The sequence below is a fragment of the Bradyrhizobium diazoefficiens USDA 110 genome (genome assembly GCF_000011365.1).
GTDB lineage: Bacteria > Pseudomonadota > Alphaproteobacteria > Rhizobiales > Xanthobacteraceae > Bradyrhizobium > Bradyrhizobium diazoefficiens.
In genome coordinates this window covers 138823-157838 of record NC_004463.1, presented here as the reverse complement: position 1 = coordinate 157838, position 19016 = coordinate 138823, and the positions used below count along the sequence as shown (strand labels likewise).

The window sequence follows — 19016 nt, the reverse complement described above, 5'->3', positions numbered from 1 at the left end:
AGCCCTAATCGCGCCCGGCCGCCGCGCCGCCCCAAACAGCACTGACATTCGCCGAAATCGGCACTACCTAATCGTACAGAATGGCTTTTCCCCCTTCCCCCTTCGCCTCCGAGCGCGCACCCGGCGCGGGCGTCACTGCGGTGCTCGGGCCGACCAACACCGGCAAGACCCATCTCGCCATTGAGCGGATGCTCGCGCATCCCTCCGGCATGATCGGCCTGCCGCTGCGGCTGCTGGCGCGCGAGGTCTATAACAAGATCGCCGATCGCAAGGGCGTGGAGAGCGTCGCGCTGATCACCGGCGAGGAGAAGATCAAGCCGAAGAACCCGCGCTACTGGGTCTCCACCGTCGAGGCGATGCCGAGAGATCTCGACGTCTCCTTCCTCGCTGTGGACGAGGTCCAGATCGCCTCCGATCTCGAACGCGGCCACGTCTTCACCGACCGCATCCTCAACCGTCGCGGCCGCGACGAGACGCTGCTGCTGGGCGCGGCGACCATGCGCCCGATCATCGAGCGCCTTCTGCCCGGCGTGTCCATGATCACGCGGCCGCGGCTGTCGCAGCTGGAATTCGCCGGCGACCGCAAGATCACCCGCCAGCCGCGCCGCACCGCCATCGTCGCGTTCTCGGCGGACGAGGTCTATGCCATCGCCGAGCTGATCCGCCGCCAGCATGGCGGCGCGGCCGTGGTGCTCGGCTCGCTCAGCCCGCGCACCAGAAATGCGCAGGTGTCGATGTTCCAGAACGGCGACGTCGATTATCTCGTCGCCACCGACGCGGTCGGCATGGGCCTCAATCTCGACGTCGACCACGTCGCCTTCGCCTCCGACCGCAAGTTCGACGGCTACCAGTTCCGCCGCCTGACGCCGTCCGAATTCGCGCAGATCGCCGGTCGCGCCGGCCGCGCCACGCGAAATGGAACGTTCGGCACCACCGGCCGCTGCGCGCCGTTCGAGCCCGAGCTCGTCAACGCGCTGCAGAACCACACCTTCGACAGCGTGAAGATGCTGCAATGGCGCAATTCGAAGCTGGATTTCTCCTCGCTCGGCGCGCTCCAGGTGTCGCTGAACCTCTCCCCCGGCCATGAGGCGCTGACGCGCGCGCCGATCGCCGAGGACATGCGCGTGCTCGACCACGTCGCCCGCGACGCCGATGTGCGCGATACCGCACATGGCAAGCTGGCCGTGGAACGGCTGTGGGAGGCCTGCCAGGTCCCCGATTACCGAAAACTGTCGCCGGCGGCCCATGGCGAGCTCGTGACCACGCTGTACGGCTTCCTGATGCAGAAGGGCCGCATTCCAGATGCCTGGTTCGCGGCCCAGGTCGACCAGGCCGACCGCATCGACGGCGATATCGACACGCTGTCGGGCCGGATCGCGCAGATCCGCACCTGGACCTTCGTCGCCAACCGGCCGGACTGGCTCGCCGACCCCGAACACTGGCAGGGGATTACGCGGGAGGTCGAAAATAAATTGTCGGATGCGCTCCATGAACGCTTGACTGAGCGTTTCGTTGATCGCCGGACCAGTGTATTGATGCGCCGCCTGCGGGAGAACACGAGCTTGAATACTGAAATCGGCAAGACCGGCGAAGTCATCGTCGAAGGCCATGTCATCGGCCGTCTCGATGGCTTCACCTTTGCACCGGATGCGGCGGAAGCCGGCTCCGATGCGAAAGCCTTGCAGGCTGCGGCCCAAGCGGTGCTCGCCGGCGAGATCAACGCGCGCGCCGAAAAGCTGGGCAACGCGCCGGACGAGCAGTTCGTGCTGACCTCGGAAGGCACCATCCGCTGGACCGGCGACGCCGTGGCGCGGCTGTCCGCCGCAGAGGACGCGCTGCATCCGCGCATCCGCATCATCTCGGACGAGCGCCTGACCGGCAGCCCGCGCGAGAAGGTGCAGGCGCGCCTCGACCTCTGGCTCAAGACGCATATCGAAAAGCTGCTCGGGCCGATGTTCGAGCTCTCCAAGGCCGAGGACGTCACCGGCATTGCCCGCGGCATCGCCTATCAGCTGGTCGAGGCGCTCGGCGTGCTCGAGCGTCCCAGGATCGCCAACGAGCTGAAGGATCTCGACCAACCCTCGCGCGCCACTTTACGCAAATACGGCGTCCGCTTCGGCGCCTATCACCTCTATTTCCCCGGCCTCTTGAAGCCCGCCGCGCGTGCGCTGGCCGCGCTGCTGTGGGCGCTGAAGCAGGACAATGTCGATCTGTCCTCGCTCTCGGGCGCGCAGCATCTGGCATCTTCGGGCCGCACTTCGTTCCCGGTCGACAAGGCTCTGCCGCGCGATGCCTATCGCGTGCTCGGCTACAAGCAGGCCGGCGAGCGCGCTGTGCGCGTCGACATCCTGGAGCGCCTTGCCGACCTGATCCGCCCGGCGCTGGCTTGGCGCGAGAACTCGCCCGGCGAAAAGCCCGCCGGCGCGTTCGACGGCCGCAGCTTTATCGTGACCCAGGCGATGACCTCGCTCACGGGCTCTGCGGGCGAGGATTTCGCCTCGGTGCTGCGCGCGCTCGGCTATCGCATGGAGAAGCGCCCGCCGCTGCCGCCGAAGCCTGTAGCGGTCGTTGCGGAAGCGTCCAGCGCAGAGGCTCCCGCCGAGACGTCTGCGACCGAAACGCCGGTCGAGGACGCTGTCGCCACAGACACACCGATCGAAGTCGCTGCCGAAGCCGTCACCGTCGAAGACGCGCCCGGCATGGAGCAGCACGACGAGCCCGCGCCCGAAGAACCGGCGCTCGCAGCATCGCTAGAGGCGCCCGTCACGCCCGAAGATGCTCCCGGCATCGCGCCGCCGGCCGAAGAGGCCGCCGCGCCCACCGAGGCTGCCGGCCTTGAAGCCGCGCCCGCTGAAGCTGCCGCTGTCGAAGCTGCCGCATCGCCCGATGCCGCAGCGCCGGTCGAGGCCGCTGCCGCGCCCGCCGAGCCGGAGCTCGTCGAGGTCTGGCGTCCCGGCGGCCGTCACGAGGATCGCAAGCCGCGCCACGAGCGCCATCGCCATCAGCGTCATCATCAGCCGCGTCCGCAGGCGGGCGCCGAGGCGGGTGCTGCGCCCGCCGAAGGCGAGGCCGCGCAAGCCGCCGACGGCGAGAAGCGCGGCGAGCGTCATCGCCATGGCGGGCATCGGAAAGATTTCCGCAAAGGCCGCGAAGGCGGTGCCGACGGCGCGCCGCGTCCCGAGGGGCGCGACGACAAGAACCGCAGCTTCCAGGGCAAGGATCGCGACAAGGATCGCGATCGCAACAAGGGCAAGTTCGGCGGCGATCGCGACAAGGGTCGCGACAATCGTGGCCGCGACCGCGACAAGGGCCGTGACCGCCAAGGCGGGCCGTCGCTGCGTCCCTACGCCTCGAGCGCGAACCCGCGCGAGCGCGATCGGCCGGTCGATCCCAATTCGCCCTTCGCAAAGCTCGCTGCGCTGAAGGAGCAGCTCGCGGGGCGCAAGGAGTAGCCTACGACCGAGCGGCAGCGCATCGACAAATGGCTGTGGCACGCGCGGGTGGTGAAGGCGCGCACCTCCGCGGCTGAACTCGTCGAGTCCGGCCATGTCCGCGTCAACGGCACGCGCGAGACCTCGCCCGGGCATGCGATCAAGGTGGGCGACGTGCTCACCATCGCGCTCGACCGCACCGTGCGCGTGTTGAAAGTGATAGCCTTCAACGAGCGCCGCGGCGATGCCGCCTCGGCGCGCGTGCTCTACGAGGAGCTCGGCGAAGGAAAGCGCAATTAATTGCGCTTTGAATTCATTTCTTGGTCGATCAATCGCGCAAAGCCGTCATGATCGGCCGTCCCCGACCTTGCGGCGCCGGGCCATCCGCGCTACGCAAGCCGCGACTTTTAAAAGAGCTTTTCGGAGCGTTGGATGACTTACGTCGTCACTGAAAACTGCATCAAGTGCAAGTACACCGACTGCGTCGAGGTCTGCCCGGTCGACTGTTTCTACGAGGGTGACAACATGCTCGTCATCCATCCTGACGAATGCATCGACTGCGGCGTGTGCGAGCCGGAATGCCCCGCCGACGCCATCAAGCCGGACACGGAACCGGGCCTGGAAAAGTGGCTTTCGGTCAACGCCGACTACGCCAAGAGCTGGCCGAACATCACCCAAAAGAAAGAATCACCCGCCGACGCCAAGGAATTCGACGGTATGGAGGGCAAGTTCGAGAAATATTTTTCTCCGAACCCCGGCTCCGGAGACTAATTCGGACCCAAACTTAACCCTAATACCTTCGTTCGCGCCGAAAACCAGGCCTAAAGACCCCTAAATCATTGATTTTTGCGGGAAATGTGCTATATTGGGCACATTAAGCCGAACCCCGTCAGCCCCGTTGGCCCCTCTGGGTTCCCGTGAAACCAAATGTCGAACAGGGGCGTGGCAGTTTCCGCGCGCAGGCTGTGTCACAGAAAACGCGTAAAAAGAGTACTTCAGCGAGGGCTTCCCATAAGGAGGCCAAAAAAGTCGCCGCGGCCAGCCGTAGCGCATCCAAGGGTCGGACCGCGACTAAGGCGCCGGCTGCAAAGTCCTCGAAGAACAAAAGAAGCGCAATGCCTAACAAGACTGCCAAACCGGCCGCGAAAGCGACCGTTGCCAAGCCTGCTGCTGCTAAGGTTCCCGCTGCCAAGCCCGCTGCGCCGAAGGCCTCTGTTGCTGCTCCTGCCAAGGCTCCTGTCGCTGCCAAGCCGGCCGTGAAGCCGGCGGCTGCTGCGCCGAAGGTCGAGGAAAAGAAGGTCGTGACCCAGCGCCAGGGCTTCAAGGCCAACGAATTCGTCGTCTATCCCGCTCACGGCGTCGGCCAGATCCTGGCCATCGAGGAGCAGGAGATCGCCGGTGCGAAGCTCGAGCTGTTCGTCATCAACTTCATCAAGGACAAGATGACGCTGCGCGTTCCGACCGCCAAGGTCGCGAACGTCGGCATGCGCAAGCTGTCCGAGCCCGCGCTGGTGAAGAAGGCGCTGGAAACGCTCAAGGGCCGCGCCCGCGTCAAGCGCACCATGTGGTCGCGCCGCGCCCAGGAATACGAAGCGAAGATCAATTCGGGCGATATCGTCGCGATCGCGGAAGTCGTGCGCGACCTCTATCGCTCCGAGTCGCAGCCCGAGCAGTCCTACTCTGAACGCCAGCTCTATGAAGCCGCACTCGATCGTCTGTCCCGCGAGATCGCGGTGGTGCAGCACTCGACCGAGACCGAAGCGGTCAAGGAGATCGAGGCCCAGCTCGCCAAGAGCCCGCGCCGCAACGCCAAGGCGGAAGCCACCGAGGGCGAGGCGGATGCCGAGGGCGATGCCGACGATACCGATGGCGACGACACCACCGTCGCCGACGAGGCGGCGTAAGCGCCACGTCGCGTCGATCGCAACAGATCAAAAGCCCGGCCTTGCGGCCGGGCTTTTTGTTTGGGGGCAGGGTCATACCAAGCGTCGTCCTGGCGAAGGCCAGGACCCATTACCCCAGGTTTGAGTTGCTGCGACGGCTCGGAGTTACAGCCTTCGTCAAACCGCAGCCTGTGGTGATGGGTCCTGGATCGGCGCTCGCTTTGCTCGCTGGTCCAGGACGACGAGGAGAAGGAGGCCTTGCCTCATTTCACCGGCCGCTTTTCCAGCTTCCTCGCCAGCGTCCGCCGGTGCATGCCGAGCCGCCTCGCCGCCTCCGAAATATTGAAATCCGTCTCGATCAGGGTCTGGTGGATGCGTTCCCATTCCAGCGTCTTGATCGATGTCGGCCGCGCATCGAGCGCGACTTCGGCATTGCCTTCGGCCTTGTTGAAGGCGGCCTCGATGTCGTCGGTGTTCGACGGCTTGGCCAGATAGTGGCAGGCGCCGAGCTTGATCGCCTCGACGGCAGTCGAGATGCTGGCAAAGCCGGTTAGCACCACGATCAGCATCTCCTCGTCGTGCGTGTGCAGCAGCTCGACGCAAGCCAAGCCCGAAGCGCCGCCGAGCTTGAGATCGACCACGGCGTGGCCGAAGGATCGCTCCTCCAGCACTTTCCGCACCTCCTCGATCGAACCGGCGAGCACGACATCGTAGCCGCGGCGCTCGAACGAGCGTTTCAGCGTGCGCGCAAAGCCTTCATCGTCCTCGACGACGATGAGCGAACGGTCAGGCGTCAAAGCTGCCTCCGATCGCGAGCGTTGCGAGGGGCAGGGTCAGGCGGACGGTGGCGCCGCGCTTCCTGTGGTTCTCGGCGGTTACGCTGCCCCCGAGCTTGCGCACAACGTTGACCACCAGGAACAGGCCGAGCCCGCCGCCGGCGCGGCCCTTGCTTGAGTGATAGGGCTTGCCGAGCTGCGCCAGCATCTCCGGCGCAAAGCCCGGGCCGCGGTCGCTGATCGACAGCACGAGATTGTCGCCCTCGCGCTCGGCCAGAAGCTCGACCCAGTCGCGCGAGACCTCATAGGCGTTGTCGAGCACGTTGAAGATCACCTGCTTCAGCGCGACGTCCGAGGCGATCGCGACGTCCTCGCCGAACGTGTTGACGAAATAGAGCGTGCGCGCCGAACGGGCGTTGCGCCACTCATCGACCAGTGCGGTGACGAAGGCCGTCACCGTCGTCGGCGAGGAACCTTCACCGCGCGCTTCGCCCGCCGACACCAGGATGCCCGTCACGATCGACTTGCAGCGTTGCAGCGAGGTCTCCATCTCCGCGAGATCCTCGGCGAGTTCCTGATCGGCGGCGAGATCCGGCATGCGGCGCCAATCGCTGAGGATCACCGAGAGCGAGGCCAGCGGGGTGCCGAGCTCGTGCGCTGCACCCGATGCTAGCAGGCCCATGCGGACGATGTGGTCCTGCTCGGCCGCATGCTGGCGCAGCGCCGCCAGATGCGCGTCGCGCTCGCGCAGGTTTCTGTTGATGCGGGTGACGAACACGACCAGCAGCACGGCGTTGAGCACGAAGCCCAACAGCATGCCGGCCACGGTGAGGCTGTAGGCCTCGCTGATCGGGTTCGGCGGCAGGTCGAGCGGCCGGTACGCCAATGTCAGCCAGACAAAGCTGGCGCAGGTCAGCGCCACCAGCGACCAGGTCGAGCGCGCATCGAGCAGCACCGCGCCCAGCGTCACCTGGAGCAGGAATAACGAGGTGAACGGATTGGTGGCGCCGCCACTGAGATAGAGCTGCGCGGTCAGCGCGGCGACGTCGAGCATCAAGGCGACCAGCAGCTCGTTGCTGGAGATCGCGGCGCGATGGCGCACCCAGACCAGGCTCGAGACGTTGAGCAGCACCAGCGCGCCGATCACGGCGCCCATCCGCTCCAGCGGCAGGGGGATGCCGAGCCAGAAATGCACGCCGCCGATGGTCACGATCTGGCCGACCACCGCGGTCCAGCGCAGCTGGATCAGCAACGCCATGTTCTTGCGGTTGGTCTCGTCGTCGGTCGGCGCAGCGCCGATCAGCTCGCTGCGCGCGTCCGCCTGCGATTGCAGCGTGACGGCGAGCTCGCCAAACGCCTGGGGAGGCGTTCTTCCGTCGTCAGGTCTGTTCGACGATCGTTCCAGCATCTGATCCCGTCCTGCGGGCGGCAGCATCGGAGCCGCCGGCCGGTTCGTGGACGAAGCGCCCGCGGCGGAACAGCCCGCCGCCGAATGTGACGAAAAGTTTACCGGCCAGCATGAACGCCAGGGCAAACCACGTCAGCGCGTAGATCAGGTGGTTATTGGGAAAGCGGATCACGGTCAATCCGCCGATGGGGCCCTCGATGGGGCCTTGGGCGGTTTGTGATCCGGCATCGGCATCGACGAAAAAGGGTGCGACATCGTGGAGGCCGCGCGCCGCCGCAATCGCGGCGACATCCCGCGAGTACCAGCGGTTGTGCTGGGGCACGTTGTTGCGGAGGAAGCCGCCTTTTGGCTCCGTCATGCGCAGCAGGCCGGTGATCTCGACCTCGCCGTCCGGATTGCCGTTCCGGCGCATCGATGCCTCGCGCCGCTCGGGCGGCACGAAGCCGCGATTGATCAGGACCTGGGTGCCATCGTCGCGCTTGAGAGGCGTCAGCACCCAATAGCCGGGGCCTTCCTCGGTGACGGCCTGAACCAGCGTCTCGCGGTCATGCAGGAAGCGGCCGGCGACGGTGACATGCCTGTATTCGTCGCTTGCGGCGGAGACCGCAGGCCACGAAGCGGGCGAGGGGATCGGCTGGGCCGGGGCATGGACGCGCTGCTCGACGCGGTCGATCAACGCCAGCTTCCAGGCGCGGCGTTCGATCTGCCAGACGCCGAGCGCGATCAGAGCGGCAAAGGCCGTGAGCGAGAGGACCGTGAGCCAGAAGGACGGGCGCGCAGCCTTACGGCGCGCCCGTCCTGCCTTGCTCGTCACGGTCCCCAATTCGCTCACTTCATTCCGCTCATCTGGTGGATCGGCATCATGTTGCTGTTGAGGTGGTTCATCACCCACAGTGAGCCGGACAGCGCGATCACCACCATGACGATGGTGAAGATCAGCGCCATCATGCTCCAGCCGTTCTCGGATTTCGTGTTCATGTGCAGGAAGTAGATCATGTGCACGACAATCTGCACGACCGCGAAGGCCATGATGACCAGCGCGGTGATCTGCTTGCTCGGCAGTGTGCCGCTCATCACCAGCCAGAACGGGATCGCGGTGAGCACCACCGAGAGCACGAAGCCGAGCATGTAGCCCGAGAACGTGCTGTGGGCGTGGCCGTCGTCGTGGTGATGGTCGCCCGCGTGAGCGGCGTGGGTATCGGTGTTCATCGCAGAACTCCCAGGAGATAGACGAAGGTGAAGACGCCGATCCAGACCACGTCGAGGAAGTGCCAGAACATCGACAGGCACATCAGGCGGCGGCGGTTGGCTTCGATCAGGCCGAACTTCCAGACCTGCACCATCAACGTGACCAGCCAGATCAGGCCGCAGCTGACGTGCAGGCCGTGGGTGCCGACCAGGGTGAAGAAGGCGGACAGGAAGGCGCTGCGCTGGGGCGTTGCGCCTTCATGGATCATGTGGGCGAACTCGGTCAGCTCGATGCCGATGAAGGCGGCGCCGAACAGGCCGGTGATCGCCAGCCACATCTGCGTCTGCGCGATCTTGTTCTGCTGCATCGTCAACATCGCGAAGCCGTAGGTGATCGACGACAGCAGCAGCATCGAGGTGTTCACCGCGACCAGGTCGAGGTCGAACAGGTCCTTCGGCGCGGGGCCGGCGGCGTAGTTGGCGCCGAGCACGCCGAAGGCGGCGAACAGCATCGCGAAGATGAGGCAGTCGCTCATCAGGTAGATCCAGAAGCCGAGCGAGGTGCTGTAGCCTTCCGGATGCGGGTGTTCGTCGGCGAGATAGAAGACCGGCTCGCCGGTCTGCGAGGGATTGACAGCGACAGTCATTTACTTGGCTCCGGCGAGCAGTTTGGTGCGCGCGTCCTCGGTCCGGATGACGTCGTCAGCCGGAATGTCGAAGTCGCGGTGATAGTTGAAGGTGTGACCGATCCCGACGGCGAGCATCGCGATGAAGCTCGCGGCGGCCAGCCACCAGATGTACCAGATCAGGCCGAATCCCATCGCGGTTGCCAAGCCGGCGAGGATGATTCCGGTGCCGGTGCTGCTCGGCATGTGGATCGGCTTGAACCCGATGAGCGGACGCTGGTAGCCGCGCTTCTTCATGTCCCACCACGCGTCATTGTCGTGAACGACGGGGGTGAAGGCGAAGTTGTAGTCCGGCGGCGGCGAGGAGGTCGCCCATTCCAGCGTGCGCGCGTCCCAGGGATCGCCGGAGACGTCCTTAAGCTGCTCGCGCTTGAGGAAGCTGACCGCGAACTGCATCAGCATGCTGAGAATGCCGAGGAAGACGAGGCCGGCGCCGATCGCGGCGATGACGAACCATATCTGCAAGGACGGATCGTCGAACACGCGCAGGCGGCGGGTCACGCCCATCAGGCCGAGCACATAGAGCGGCATGAAGGCGAGGTAGAAGCCGACGACCCAGAACCAGAACGACAGCTTGCCCCAGAACACATCGAGCTTGAAGCCGAACGCCTTCGGGAACCAATAATTGATTCCGGCGAACGCGCCGAACACCACGCCGCCGATGATCACGTTGTGGAAGTGCGCGATCAGGAACAGGCTGTTGTGCAGCACGAAGTCGGCCGGCGGCACCGCCAGCAGAACGCCGGTCATGCCGCCGAGCACGAAGGTCAGCATGAAGGCGATCGTCCACATCATCGGCAGCTCGTAGCGGATGCGGCCGCGATACATCGTGAACAGCCAGTTGAACATCTTCGCGCCCGTCGGGATCGAGATGATCATCGTGGTGATGCCGAAGAACGAGTTCACGCTGGCGCCCGAGCCCATCGTGAAGAAGTGGTGCAGCCACACGAGATACGACAGGATGGTGATGACCACCGTGGCGTAGACCATCGAGGTGTAGCCGAACAGGCGCTTGCCGGAGAAGGTCGAGGTGACTTCCGAGAAGATGCCGAAGGCGGGGAGAACCAGGATGTAGACCTCGGGATGGCCCCAGATCCAGATCAGGTTCACGTACATCATCGGGCTGCCGCCGAAATCGTTCGTGAAGAAGTTGGTGCCGACGTAGCGATCGAGCGAGAGCAGCGCGAGCACGACGGTCAGAACCGGGAAGGAGGCGACGATCAGGATGTTGGTGCAGAGCGAGGTCCAGGTGAACACCGGCATCTTCATCATGGTCATGCCGGGGCACCGCAGCTTGACGATGGTGCAGATCAGGTTGATGCCGGATAACGTCGTTCCGACGCCGGCGACCTGCAGCGCCCAGATGTAATAGTCGACGCCGACATCAGGGCTGTAGCCGATGTTCGACAGCGGCGGATAGGCGAGCCAGCCGGTGCGGGCGAACTCGCCGATGAACAGCGAGGCCATCACCAGCACCGCGCCGCCGACCGTCATCCAGAAGCTGAAATTGTTCAGGAACGGGAACGACACGTCGCGCGCGCCGATCTGGAGCGGAACGACGTAGTTCATCAGGCCCGTGACCAGCGGCATCGCCACGAAGAAGATCATGATCACGCCGTGGGCGGTGAAGACCTGGTCGTAGTGATGGGCGTTGAGATAGCCTTCGGAGCCGCCGAACGCGAGCATCTGCTGGCCGCGCATCATCAGCGCGTCGGCGAAGCCGCGCAGCAGCATCACGATGCCGAGGATCATGTACATGATGCCGATGCGCTTGTGGTCCACCGTGGTGAACCATTCGCGCCAGAGGTAGCCCCAGAGACGGAAATAGGTGAGGCCGCCGAGCAGCGTGGCGCCGCCGAGCGCGACCACCACGAAGGTGCCGACGACGATCGGCTCGTGCAGTGGCAGTGACTCGAGGCCGAGCCGGCCGAAGATGAGCTTGAGAAGATCAGGAGACATGCGAGCTCTCTTTAGGAGTCTGACTTCGGACGCTGTCCGAGGAAGAAGGACGAGGACTTGAGCGGCGTGAAGGTCGGCCGCTTCAGGCCGGCGCCGAGCAGCGGCGCGGTGTCGGCCGGCGCCTTGATCGACGCGGTGGTCTGGCCCTGCGGCGCATCCGGCGTGCAGGTGCCGGCGACGAAGGTCGGCTCGGGCCCGAGCGCGGTGCCGCGACGGGCGTACTTGTCGTAGGCGAGCGGCAGGGTGTTGTTCAGGCCCTCATGGCCGCGGCCACCCTTGGCGTCGATCGCCATCATCTCGCTCTGGCACATCTTGCCGGTCTCGACGCACATGTTGAGGATCAGGCGGTAGAGATCGGTATCGATGGTGCCGTAGCGCCGCACCGGCTCGTTCTGGCTCGGCTTTTCGAGCTGGAGATATTCGGCGCGGCCGAGCGAGCCGCCGGCGGACTTGGCGCTGGCGATCCAGGCGTCAAAGCCCTTGTCGTCGAGGCCCTGGAAGTCGAAGTGCATGCCGGAGAAGCCGGCGCCGCTGTAGTTCGCCGAGAAGCCCTTGTAGGTGCCGGTGTGGTTCACGACGGCGTGGAGCTTGGTCTCCATGCCCGGCATCGCGTAGATCTGGCCGGCGAGCGCGGGGATGTAGAACGAGTTCATCACCGAGGAGGCGGTGATGCGGAAGTTGATCGGGCGATCGACCGGCGCCGCCAGGTCGTTGACGGTGGCGATGCCGTAGTCCGGATAGATGAAGAGCCACTTCCAGTCGAGCGCGACGACGTCGACCTCGAGCGGGGCCTTGGACTGGTCCACGGCGCGGTCGGCGTGGATGCGGCCGAGCGTGCGATAGGGGTCGAGCAGATGCGTGCCCATCCAGGTCAGCGCGCCCAGGCAAATGATGATCAGCAGCGGCGCCGACCAGATCACCAGCTCGAGCTTGGTCGAGTGGTCCCAATCCGGCTCGTAGCGGGCCGAGGTGTTGGACTGGCGGTAGCGCCAGGCGAACAGCACCGTCAGTGCCATCACGGGGACGACGATCAGGAGCATCAGGACGGTGGAGATGATGACGAGGTCGCGCTGCTGGGCAGCGATGTCGCCGGCTGGCGCCAGCACGACGTAGTTGCAGCCACTGAGCGCGGCTGCCAAGGGTAGCAGCGCCAGGATCTTGAGACGGGACACGGGCCGAGCCTTTGAGAATGAGTTTCCTTTGCGGGGCCAACGGGTAGCTGCGGCGCAGCAATCCGGACATTGGACAATTTGTCCAATGTTGCAGTGCGGAATGTTGGGCCAGACAGGCCCGGATTGCCTGGCGCCCCGCCGGGCGGTCGGCTTTGGTTTTCAGGACGTTAAGGGCGCACGAATGGCGACGGCACAGACCCCTGCAATGGCAGACCTCCACTCGGGCGAGCACGGCCACGACCAGGCCAGTCCCGGCGAGATCGCCATCGGCGTCATCATCGGCCGCACCTCGGAATTCTTCGACTTCTTCGTCTACGCGATCGCCTCGGTGATCGTGTTCCCGCGCCTGGTGTTTCCGTTCACCAGCGAACTGACCGGCACGCTCTATTCCTTCATGATTTTCGCGCTGGCCTTCATGGCCCGGCCGATCGGAACCGTCATTTTCATGACGGTCGACCGTGAGTACGGCAAAACGGCCAAGCTGGTCTCGGCGCTGTTCCTGCTCGGCACCGCCACCGTGGCGCTGGCGTTCCTGCCCGGCTATTCCGAGATCGGCGTTGCGGCGATCTGGCTGCTGGCGCTGGCGCGTATCGCGCAGGGTCTGGCCTGGGGCGGCGCCTGGGACGGCATGGCCTCGCTGCTGGCGCTGAACGCTCCGCCCTCCAAGCGCGGCTGGTACGCGATGGTGCCGCAGCTCGGGGCGCCGCTCGGGCTGATCGTGGCGAGCGCGCTGTTCGCCTATTTCGCCGGCAACCTCTCGGCCGACGATTTCTTCGACTGGGGCTGGCGCTATCCGTTCTTCGTCGCCTTCGCCATCAACGTCGTGGCGCTGTTCGCGCGCCTGCGCATGGTGACGACGGAAGAATACGCGACGCTGTTCGAGACCCGTGAATTGCAGCCCGCGCGCATCTCCGAGACGGTCGCGCGCGAAGGCCAGAACATCATGCTCGGCGCATTCGCGCCGCTGGCGAGCTTTGCGCTGTTCCACATGGTCACGGTGTTTCCGCTGTCCTGGGTGTTCCTGTTCACCCGCGAAAGCCCGGTGCGCTTCCTGATCATCGAGATCGTCGCCGCCGTGTTCGGCGTCGCCGCGATCGTGGCCTCCGGCATCATCGCCGACCGCGTCGGCCGCAAGTCGCTGCTGATGGGATCGGCGATCGCGATCGCGATCTACAGCGGCTTCGCTCCGCAGCTGCTCGACGCCGGCGCGTTCGGCGAGACCATCTACATGGTGATCGGCTTCATCCTGCTCGGCCTGTCGTTCGGCCAGTCCTCGGGCGCGATCGCCTCGAACTTCAAGCAGGCGTATCGCTACACGGCCTCGGCGCTGACCTCTGACATGGCCTGGCTGTTCGGCGCCGGCTTCGCGCCGCTGGTCGCGCTGTTGCTTGCCACCAATCTCGGCGTCATCGCCTCGGGTGCGTATCTGCTCTCGGGCGCGTTCTGGACGCTGCTCGCGCTCTGGCTCAGCGGCCAGCGCGAGGCGGGCGACATGGACGCGGGCGCTTAGTCAAGCGCGGAGCTTGTAGGGTGGGCAAAGGCGCATGGCGCCGTGCCCACCTCTCTCAACGATTTCGATCGGAAATGGTGGGCACGCTACGCTTTGCCCACCCTACGGCAGTGTCTTCGTGGCTCCAGATCCCGGGTTCGCGCCAAGCGCCCCGGGATGACGCGCGCTTCGCGCAGCGTCAATCCGCCACGACCTTCACGCGATCCCTCACCTTCACCTGCGCGTTGCGATCGAGGCCGTTGAGCACGCGGAAGCGCTCGGCGGGGTGATCGACGCCGGCCATGCGGTGGGAGAGCGATTCCACGGTGTCGCCGGGCTGCACGGTGATCACCTTGATGCGCAGCGGGCGGGCGGCCTGGATCTCGTCGAGGGTCAGGCGACGGAACGAGTTGACGGTCTCGCGCGCATTGCGCTCGCTCTCGGTCGACTTCTGCCGTGCCGCGAAGATGAAGCGGTAGACGTCGCTGCCGAAACGCAGCGCATAGACCTTGAACTGCCACTGGTCGCCCTTGGCGGTGGCGGACGCGGCCGGGAAGCCGTTGATGGTGATGTCTTCCGTGGACGCCTTCTCGACGCCTTCCATCCAGCCCGAATTGAGGTAATCGCCGAGCGACTGCTCGGCCGGCACCCGCACCACGTCGAAGCGCATCGCCTGCGAGCCGCCGTCGCGCACGCCGATCACCGCCTGCGCGGTGTTGTCGAGCGTGAAATTGTCCGGCGCCTGGAAGGTGAAGCCGAGCTTCGGATGCAGGAAACGCCGGCCGCGGACAAAACCCTCGCTCGGGGTCTTCGCCATAGACGAGGTTGTCGATCGCGGCGAGATAGCTCTCGCGGTCGCGCTCGCCTCCTTCCGGAGCGACGTATTGCCGCGCGATGGTCTGCGCGTTCTGCACACGCTCCGGGGTTGCCGGATGCGACGAGGTGAAGTCCTGCGCGCGCGGATCGAGCGAGGTCTTGCCGGCCTTGAGCTCGGCATTGCGCTCCATCGCGGAAAGGAAGCGCGCGGCACCGTAGGGATCGAAATGCGCCCTGGCGGAGATGCCGACGCCGATGCCGTCCGCCTCGAACTCCTGGTTGCGCGAAAAGCTCGCCATGGTGAGCTTGGTCTTGGCCAGCGCGAGCGCGGTGAGATCGGGATCGTTGCTCATGTCGGTGACAACACGGGTGACGATCGCGGCCTGGCGCGCCTGGTCCTCGCGCATCGCGGCGTGCTTGGACAGCACATGCGCCATCTCGTGGCTGAGCACGGAGGACAATTCCGACGTATCGCTCGCGAGCGCAAGAAGACCGCGCGTGACATAGAGCTGGCCGTTCGGCAGCGCGAAGGCGTTGACCGCGCCGGAATTCAGAATGGTGATCCGGTAGCCCTGGTCGGGGCGGTCGGAGGCGGCGACGAGCCGGTCGACGGTCTTGGTGACCAGCGATTCGAGCCTCGGGTCGTCATAGGTGCCGCCATAGCTCGCCAGGATGCGCTCGTGCTCCTTTTCGGTGGCGGGGGTCTGCGCGACGGCTGGCTTCGGCTTGGGCATCGCGACCGTCGGCGGGGCCGCCGCGGTCTGGAACCGGTTCATGTCGCCGCAACCGGCGAGCGCCGTGCCCAGCAAAAGGCATAGCACGGCCGGCGCAGCCCGAAGGCGGCGGCCTTCACCCGTCCAGTGCTGTTCTAGCACCCCATTCACGTCGCTTAACCCGTGCCCGGCCCGTTTAAGGCCTTACCCCTGCCGGCTCGTTTGCACCCAGCAACTCGACCTGTCCAACGAGGCGCACATCGATACGCGGCCCCGTATTCCCCTCAACCCAGCCCCGGACTCGAATACGTCGATTTTCCAGGGACTTAAGGGCTATCCCGGCGGTTTCGAACGCCGGTGATGCGCGCCTTGAAATAGTCACGGCAAAGCCGCGTGTCCAGTTCCGTCCGAAGTTGAGGTAGGTCATTGCCCCAGCTTGCCGGACCGACAGGACTTTGCCCTCGACCACCACAAAACGCCCGATCCCGGCCAAAATATCGTCCGGACTTTCCGCGTTTTTTATGGCCGACGGGTCAGCCCAGTTGCCCTTTTTTTGGCGTCGCGCCTCGGCCTCGGACGACATCAGGGCGGCCGCGCAGTCCTTGTCGGCGATCTCGGCGGAGACGATGGCGTCGCCCTGGGCCAGCAGCATCGCCTGCACCGGGGTGTCGCTGTCGCCGATGAAGATCAACCCACCCTGGCGCCCATAGCGGTCGGGCGTGTCGTCGGCGCTCCGCAGCGTCACGTCGCGGCCGACGAGCAGCGAAGCCAGCGCCTGCTTCGTCGTCGCGGTCGGCTCGATTCCGGTGAGGCGGATCTCGCGGCCGTCGTCCAGGCGCACGCTGCGCGCATCGACGATCGCGGCGACGCGGCCATCGCCCTGCGACTCGAACTGGCACGGCGCCGCGAACGCAGTGCGACCCGCGACGAGAAGAAGTACGACGATGAGGTGAAGCAGTCGCGTCACGTTGCCCGGGAAGGTTGCGTTACGCTCCACTCTTAACTCAAACGAGGCCAACGACGAAGTGCTTCGATCCGATCCAGTGGCCGTGTGACGCTCAGCCATTGCCTCACATGCGTCATTGCGAGCGCAGCGAAGCAATCCAGGACTATCCCCGCGGTGACGGTCTGATTGCTTCGCTGCGCTCGCAATGACGGTGCGGAAACGTCTTGCGTCATTCCACCATTCCGCTTTGCGGAAAACGCGTGACGATCGCGCGAGCTGCACGCCCCTCGCGCTTGCTGCCCTCTCGCGCATGCGGCATGATTGCGGCAATAGCGATAACCAAGAGCAATAACCAAGCCGCCATCAGAGTACGGCGCGATAAGGGAGGTCTTTTTCGATGACGAGAATTTTGCCGGGCATTTTTGCCGCCGCGTTGGCCCTGAGTGCGAGTGCCGTGCAGGCCGAGGACAAGCCGCCCCTGAAGATCGGCGGCATCCTCGATATGTCGAGCCTCTATGCCGACATCACCGGTCCCGGCAGCGAGACCGCGGCCAAGATGGCCGCTGAGGATTTTGGCGGCGAGGTGCTGGGGCGCAAGATCCAGGTGTTGGCGGCCGACCATCTCAACAAGGCGGATCTCTCCGCCAACATCGCCCGCGACATGCTCGACAACCAGGGCGTCGAGATGATCTACGACGTCGCGGCCTCCGCGACCGCGCTTGCGGCGGGCGAGATCGCGAAGGCGCGCAACAAGATCATCATGTTCAACGGCCCGGGCTCGATCCGTCTCACCAACGAGGCCTGCGGTCCCTACACCGTGCACTACGTGTTCGACACCTACGGCCAGGCCAACGTGACCGGGCTTGCGGCCGTGAAGTCGGGCCTCGACACCTGGTTCTTCCTCACCGCCGACTACGCCTTCGGCCAGGATCTGGAGAAGGACACCAGCGCCGTCGTCACCAAGACCGGCGGCAAGGTGCTCGGCGGCGTGCGCCATCCGCTCAACACGTCGGACTTCTCATCCTTCCTGCTCCAGGCGCAGGCTTCCAAGGCCAAGGTGATCGGCCTTGCCAATGCCGGCGGCGACACCGTCAATGCCATCAAGCAGGCGGCCGAGTTCGGCATCACCAAGGGCGGCCAGAAGGTCTCGCCGCTATTGGCCTTCGTGACCGATATCGATTCGATCGGACTGGAGACCGCGCAAGGCCTGCTGCTGGCGGAAGCCTTCTACTGGGACCTCAACGACGACACGCGCGCATTCTCGAAGCGCTTCACCGAGCGCATGAAGCGGCCGCCGACCTCGGCGCAGGCCGGCGTCTACTCCTCCGTGACGCATTACCTGAAAGCCGTGAAGGCGGCGGGCACGACGGATGCGGCTGCGGTGATCAAGGTGATGAAGGAGACGCCGATCAACGATTTCTTCGCCAAGGGTGGCAAGATCCGCGAGGACGGCCGCATGATCCACGACATGTACCTGTTCGAGGTGAAGAAGCCGTCGGAATCCAAGGGCCGCTGGGACGACTACAAGCTGCTCGCCACCGTGCCCGGCAGCGAAGCGTTCCAGTCGCTGGAGCAGTCGCGCTGCCCGCTGGTGAAGAAGTGACGGCGTGACGTAAGTCATGACGTCATCCCGGGGCGCGAAGCGAACCCGGGATCTCGAGGTTCCGGGTTCTCGCTTCGCGAGCCCCGGAACGACAATCTAACGGTCGGCGCGCCCCGGAATGACGAAACAACAAACAACAAGAGGGAGACGTCCCATGAGCAACGACATGGTCCTGCAAAAGCTCGAAGGCGGGCTGCTCACCATCACGATGAATCGCCCCGAACGGAAGAACGCGCTCAACCCGGACATGGTGCGCGGGCTGGTCGAGGCGGCGCGGCGCGCGGCTGACGATCCGGAGGTGCGCGCGGTGCTGTTCAAGGGCGCCGGCGGCTCGTTCTGTGTCGGCGGTGACGTCAAGTCGATGGCGGAGGGCCGCGCGCCGCTGCCGTTCGAGCAGAAGCTTGCGAATCTGCGCCGCGGCATGGAGGTCTCGCGCATCCTGCACCAGATGCCGAAACCCGTGGTGGCGCAGCTCGACGGCGCCGCGGCCGGTGCCGGCCTCTCGATGGCGCTGTCCTGCGATCTGCGCATCGCCTCTGAATCCTGTAAGATCACCACCGCCTTCGCCAAGGTCGGCTTCTCCGGCGATTACGGCGGCACCTATTTCCTGACCCAGCTGCTCGGCAGCGCGCGGGCGCGCGAGCTCTATCTGATGTCGCCGGTGCTCACCGCGAAGGAGGCGCAGGCCATCGGCATGGTGACGAAGGTCGTGCCCGACGCCGAGATCGACACTGCCGCCCACGAGCTCGCGCTGTCGCTGGCGCAGGGCCCCTCGATCGCGCTCGGCTTCATCAAGCGCAACATCAACAATGCCGAGCATCTGGCGCTGGAAGACTGCTTCGACGGCGAGGCGATCCATCACACCCGCTGCGGCGACACCGAGGACCACAAGGAGGCCGCAAAGGCCTTCGTCGAGAAGCGCAAGCCGACCTTCAAGGGCGCATGA

General features: G+C 65.4%; 15 protein-coding genes and 1 pseudogene. 7 read left to right on the top strand and 9 right to left on the bottom strand.

The window, feature by feature from the left end; translation table 11 throughout:
* The first annotated feature begins 80 nt into the window (after nucleotides 1-80).
* The 4 genes from BJA_RS00795 to BJA_RS00780 all read left to right on the top strand — a co-directional run bounded on the left by BJA_RS00795 (nucleotide 81) and on the right by BJA_RS00780 (nucleotide 5335).
* Entirely contained in the window at nucleotides 81-3452 is a 3372-nt protein-coding gene (locus BJA_RS00795; RefSeq protein ID WP_011082991.1) for a helicase-related protein, read from the top strand.
* A gap of 21 nt (nucleotides 3453-3473) precedes the next feature.
* Nucleotides 3474-3731 carry an RNA-binding S4 domain-containing protein gene (locus tag BJA_RS00790; protein ID WP_074076385.1) on the top strand — a complete coding sequence of 86 codons (258 nt, stop codon included), beginning with the start codon at nucleotides 3474-3476 and terminating at the stop codon, nucleotides 3729-3731.
* Between the two features lie 132 nt (nucleotides 3732-3863).
* Entirely contained in the window at nucleotides 3864-4202 is a 339-nt protein-coding gene (gene fdxA, locus BJA_RS00785) for a ferredoxin FdxA (protein ID WP_011082989.1), read from the top strand.
* Nucleotides 4203-4546: 344 nt separating this feature from the next.
* The gene (locus BJA_RS00780) at nucleotides 4547-5335 is read left to right on the top strand and encodes a CarD family transcriptional regulator (RefSeq protein ID WP_161532582.1); all 789 of its coding nucleotides are present in this window, start codon (nucleotides 4547-4549) and stop codon (nucleotides 5333-5335) included.
* 242 nt (nucleotides 5336-5577) lie between these two features.
* Here BJA_RS00780 and BJA_RS00775 read toward each other — a convergent pair whose 3' ends face one another.
* The 7 genes from BJA_RS00775 to cyoA are packed head-to-tail and all read right to left on the bottom strand — an operon-like array spanning nucleotide 5578 to nucleotide 12503.
* Nucleotides 5578-6111: a response regulator transcription factor gene (locus tag BJA_RS00775; RefSeq protein ID WP_011082987.1), complete on the bottom strand. Its 534-nt coding sequence runs from the start codon at nucleotides 6109-6111 to the stop codon at nucleotides 5578-5580.
* Nucleotides 6101-7498, bottom strand: a complete 1398-nt coding sequence (locus BJA_RS00770; RefSeq protein ID WP_028175152.1) for an ATP-binding protein — start codon at nucleotides 7496-7498, stop codon at nucleotides 6101-6103. The genes BJA_RS00775 and BJA_RS00770 overlap by 11 nt, the downstream gene beginning before the upstream one ends.
* The gene (locus BJA_RS00765; RefSeq protein WP_011082985.1) at nucleotides 7470-8330 is read right to left on the bottom strand and encodes an SURF1 family protein; all 861 of its coding nucleotides are present in this window, start codon (nucleotides 8328-8330) and stop codon (nucleotides 7470-7472) included. Before BJA_RS00765 ends, BJA_RS00770 begins: the two co-directional genes overlap by 29 nt.
* Nucleotides 8327-8707 carry a cytochrome o ubiquinol oxidase subunit IV gene (gene cyoD, locus BJA_RS00760; protein ID WP_011082984.1) on the bottom strand — a complete coding sequence of 127 codons (381 nt, stop codon included), beginning with the start codon at nucleotides 8705-8707 and terminating at the stop codon, nucleotides 8327-8329. Before cyoD ends, BJA_RS00765 begins: the two co-directional genes overlap by 4 nt.
* A complete protein-coding gene (gene cyoC / locus BJA_RS00755) occupies nucleotides 8704-9333 on the bottom strand; it encodes a cytochrome o ubiquinol oxidase subunit III (RefSeq protein WP_011082983.1) in 630 nt (209 codons plus the stop codon). Before cyoC ends, cyoD begins: the two co-directional genes overlap by 4 nt.
* Nucleotides 9334-11331, bottom strand: coding sequence for a cytochrome o ubiquinol oxidase subunit I (gene cyoB, locus BJA_RS00750; protein ID WP_011082982.1), 1998 nt, complete (start codon nucleotides 11329-11331; stop codon nucleotides 9334-9336).
* 11 nt (nucleotides 11332-11342) lie between these two features.
* Nucleotides 11343-12503, bottom strand: coding sequence for a ubiquinol oxidase subunit II (gene cyoA / locus BJA_RS00745; protein ID WP_011082981.1), 1161 nt, complete (start codon nucleotides 12501-12503; stop codon nucleotides 11343-11345).
* A 181-nt stretch (nucleotides 12504-12684) separates the two neighbouring features.
* Here cyoA and BJA_RS00740 point away from each other — a divergent pair, with 181 nt between their 5' ends.
* Complete coding sequence (locus BJA_RS00740) at nucleotides 12685-14013, top strand: MFS transporter (RefSeq protein WP_038966639.1); 1329 nt, start codon at nucleotides 12685-12687, stop codon at nucleotides 14011-14013.
* Between the two features lie 178 nt (nucleotides 14014-14191).
* On the opposite strand, the pseudogene BJA_RS00735 reads toward BJA_RS00740, so the two are convergent.
* Nucleotides 14192-15584, bottom strand: a pseudogene (locus tag BJA_RS00735) (M48 family metalloprotease).
* Nucleotides 15585-15717: 133 nt separating this feature from the next.
* On the bottom strand, nucleotides 15718-16518 hold the full coding sequence (locus tag BJA_RS00730) for a thermonuclease family protein (protein WP_370161381.1): 801 nt from the start codon (nucleotides 16516-16518) through the stop codon (nucleotides 15718-15720).
* A gap of 346 nt (nucleotides 16519-16864) precedes the next feature.
* On the opposite strand from BJA_RS00730, the gene BJA_RS00725 reads away from it, so the two are divergent.
* Together BJA_RS00725 and BJA_RS00720 are read left to right on the top strand one after the other, a co-directional pair.
* Nucleotides 16865-18070 carry an ABC transporter substrate-binding protein gene (locus BJA_RS00725; RefSeq protein ID WP_011082976.1) on the top strand — a complete coding sequence of 402 codons (1206 nt, stop codon included), beginning with the start codon at nucleotides 16865-16867 and terminating at the stop codon, nucleotides 18068-18070.
* A 154-nt stretch (nucleotides 18071-18224) separates the two neighbouring features.
* Nucleotides 18225-19016, top strand: coding sequence for an enoyl-CoA hydratase (locus tag BJA_RS00720; protein WP_011082975.1), 792 nt, complete (start codon nucleotides 18225-18227; stop codon nucleotides 19014-19016).

What these genes read in the sequence shown, in the direction of transcription:
- cyoC (WP_011082983.1), bottom strand. Translation starts at nt 9,333, where the DNA reads ATGACTGTCGCTGTCAATCCCTCGCAGACCGGCGAGCCGGTCTTCTAT.
- BJA_RS00740 (WP_038966639.1), top strand. Translation starts at nt 12,685, where the DNA reads ATGGCGACGGCACAGACCCCTGCAATGGCAGACCTCCACTCGGGCGAG.
- fdxA (WP_011082989.1), top strand. Translation starts at nt 3,864, where the DNA reads ATGACTTACGTCGTCACTGAAAACTGCATCAAGTGCAAGTACACCGAC.
- BJA_RS00725 (WP_011082976.1), top strand. Translation starts at nt 16,865, where the DNA reads ATGACGAGAATTTTGCCGGGCATTTTTGCCGCCGCGTTGGCCCTGAGT.
- cyoB (WP_011082982.1), bottom strand. Translation starts at nt 11,331, where the DNA reads ATGTCTCCTGATCTTCTCAAGCTCATCTTCGGCCGGCTCGGCCTCGAG.
- BJA_RS00795 (WP_011082991.1), top strand. Translation starts at nt 81, where the DNA reads ATGGCTTTTCCCCCTTCCCCCTTCGCCTCCGAGCGCGCACCCGGCGCG.
- cyoD (WP_011082984.1), bottom strand. Translation starts at nt 8,707, where the DNA reads ATGAACACCGATACCCACGCCGCTCACGCGGGCGACCATCACCACGAC.
- BJA_RS00770 (WP_028175152.1), bottom strand. Translation starts at nt 7,498, where the DNA reads ATGCTGGAACGATCGTCGAACAGACCTGACGACGGAAGAACGCCTCCC.
- BJA_RS00720 (WP_011082975.1), top strand. Translation starts at nt 18,225, where the DNA reads ATGAGCAACGACATGGTCCTGCAAAAGCTCGAAGGCGGGCTGCTCACC.
- BJA_RS00780 (WP_161532582.1), top strand. Translation starts at nt 4,547, where the DNA reads ATGCCTAACAAGACTGCCAAACCGGCCGCGAAAGCGACCGTTGCCAAG.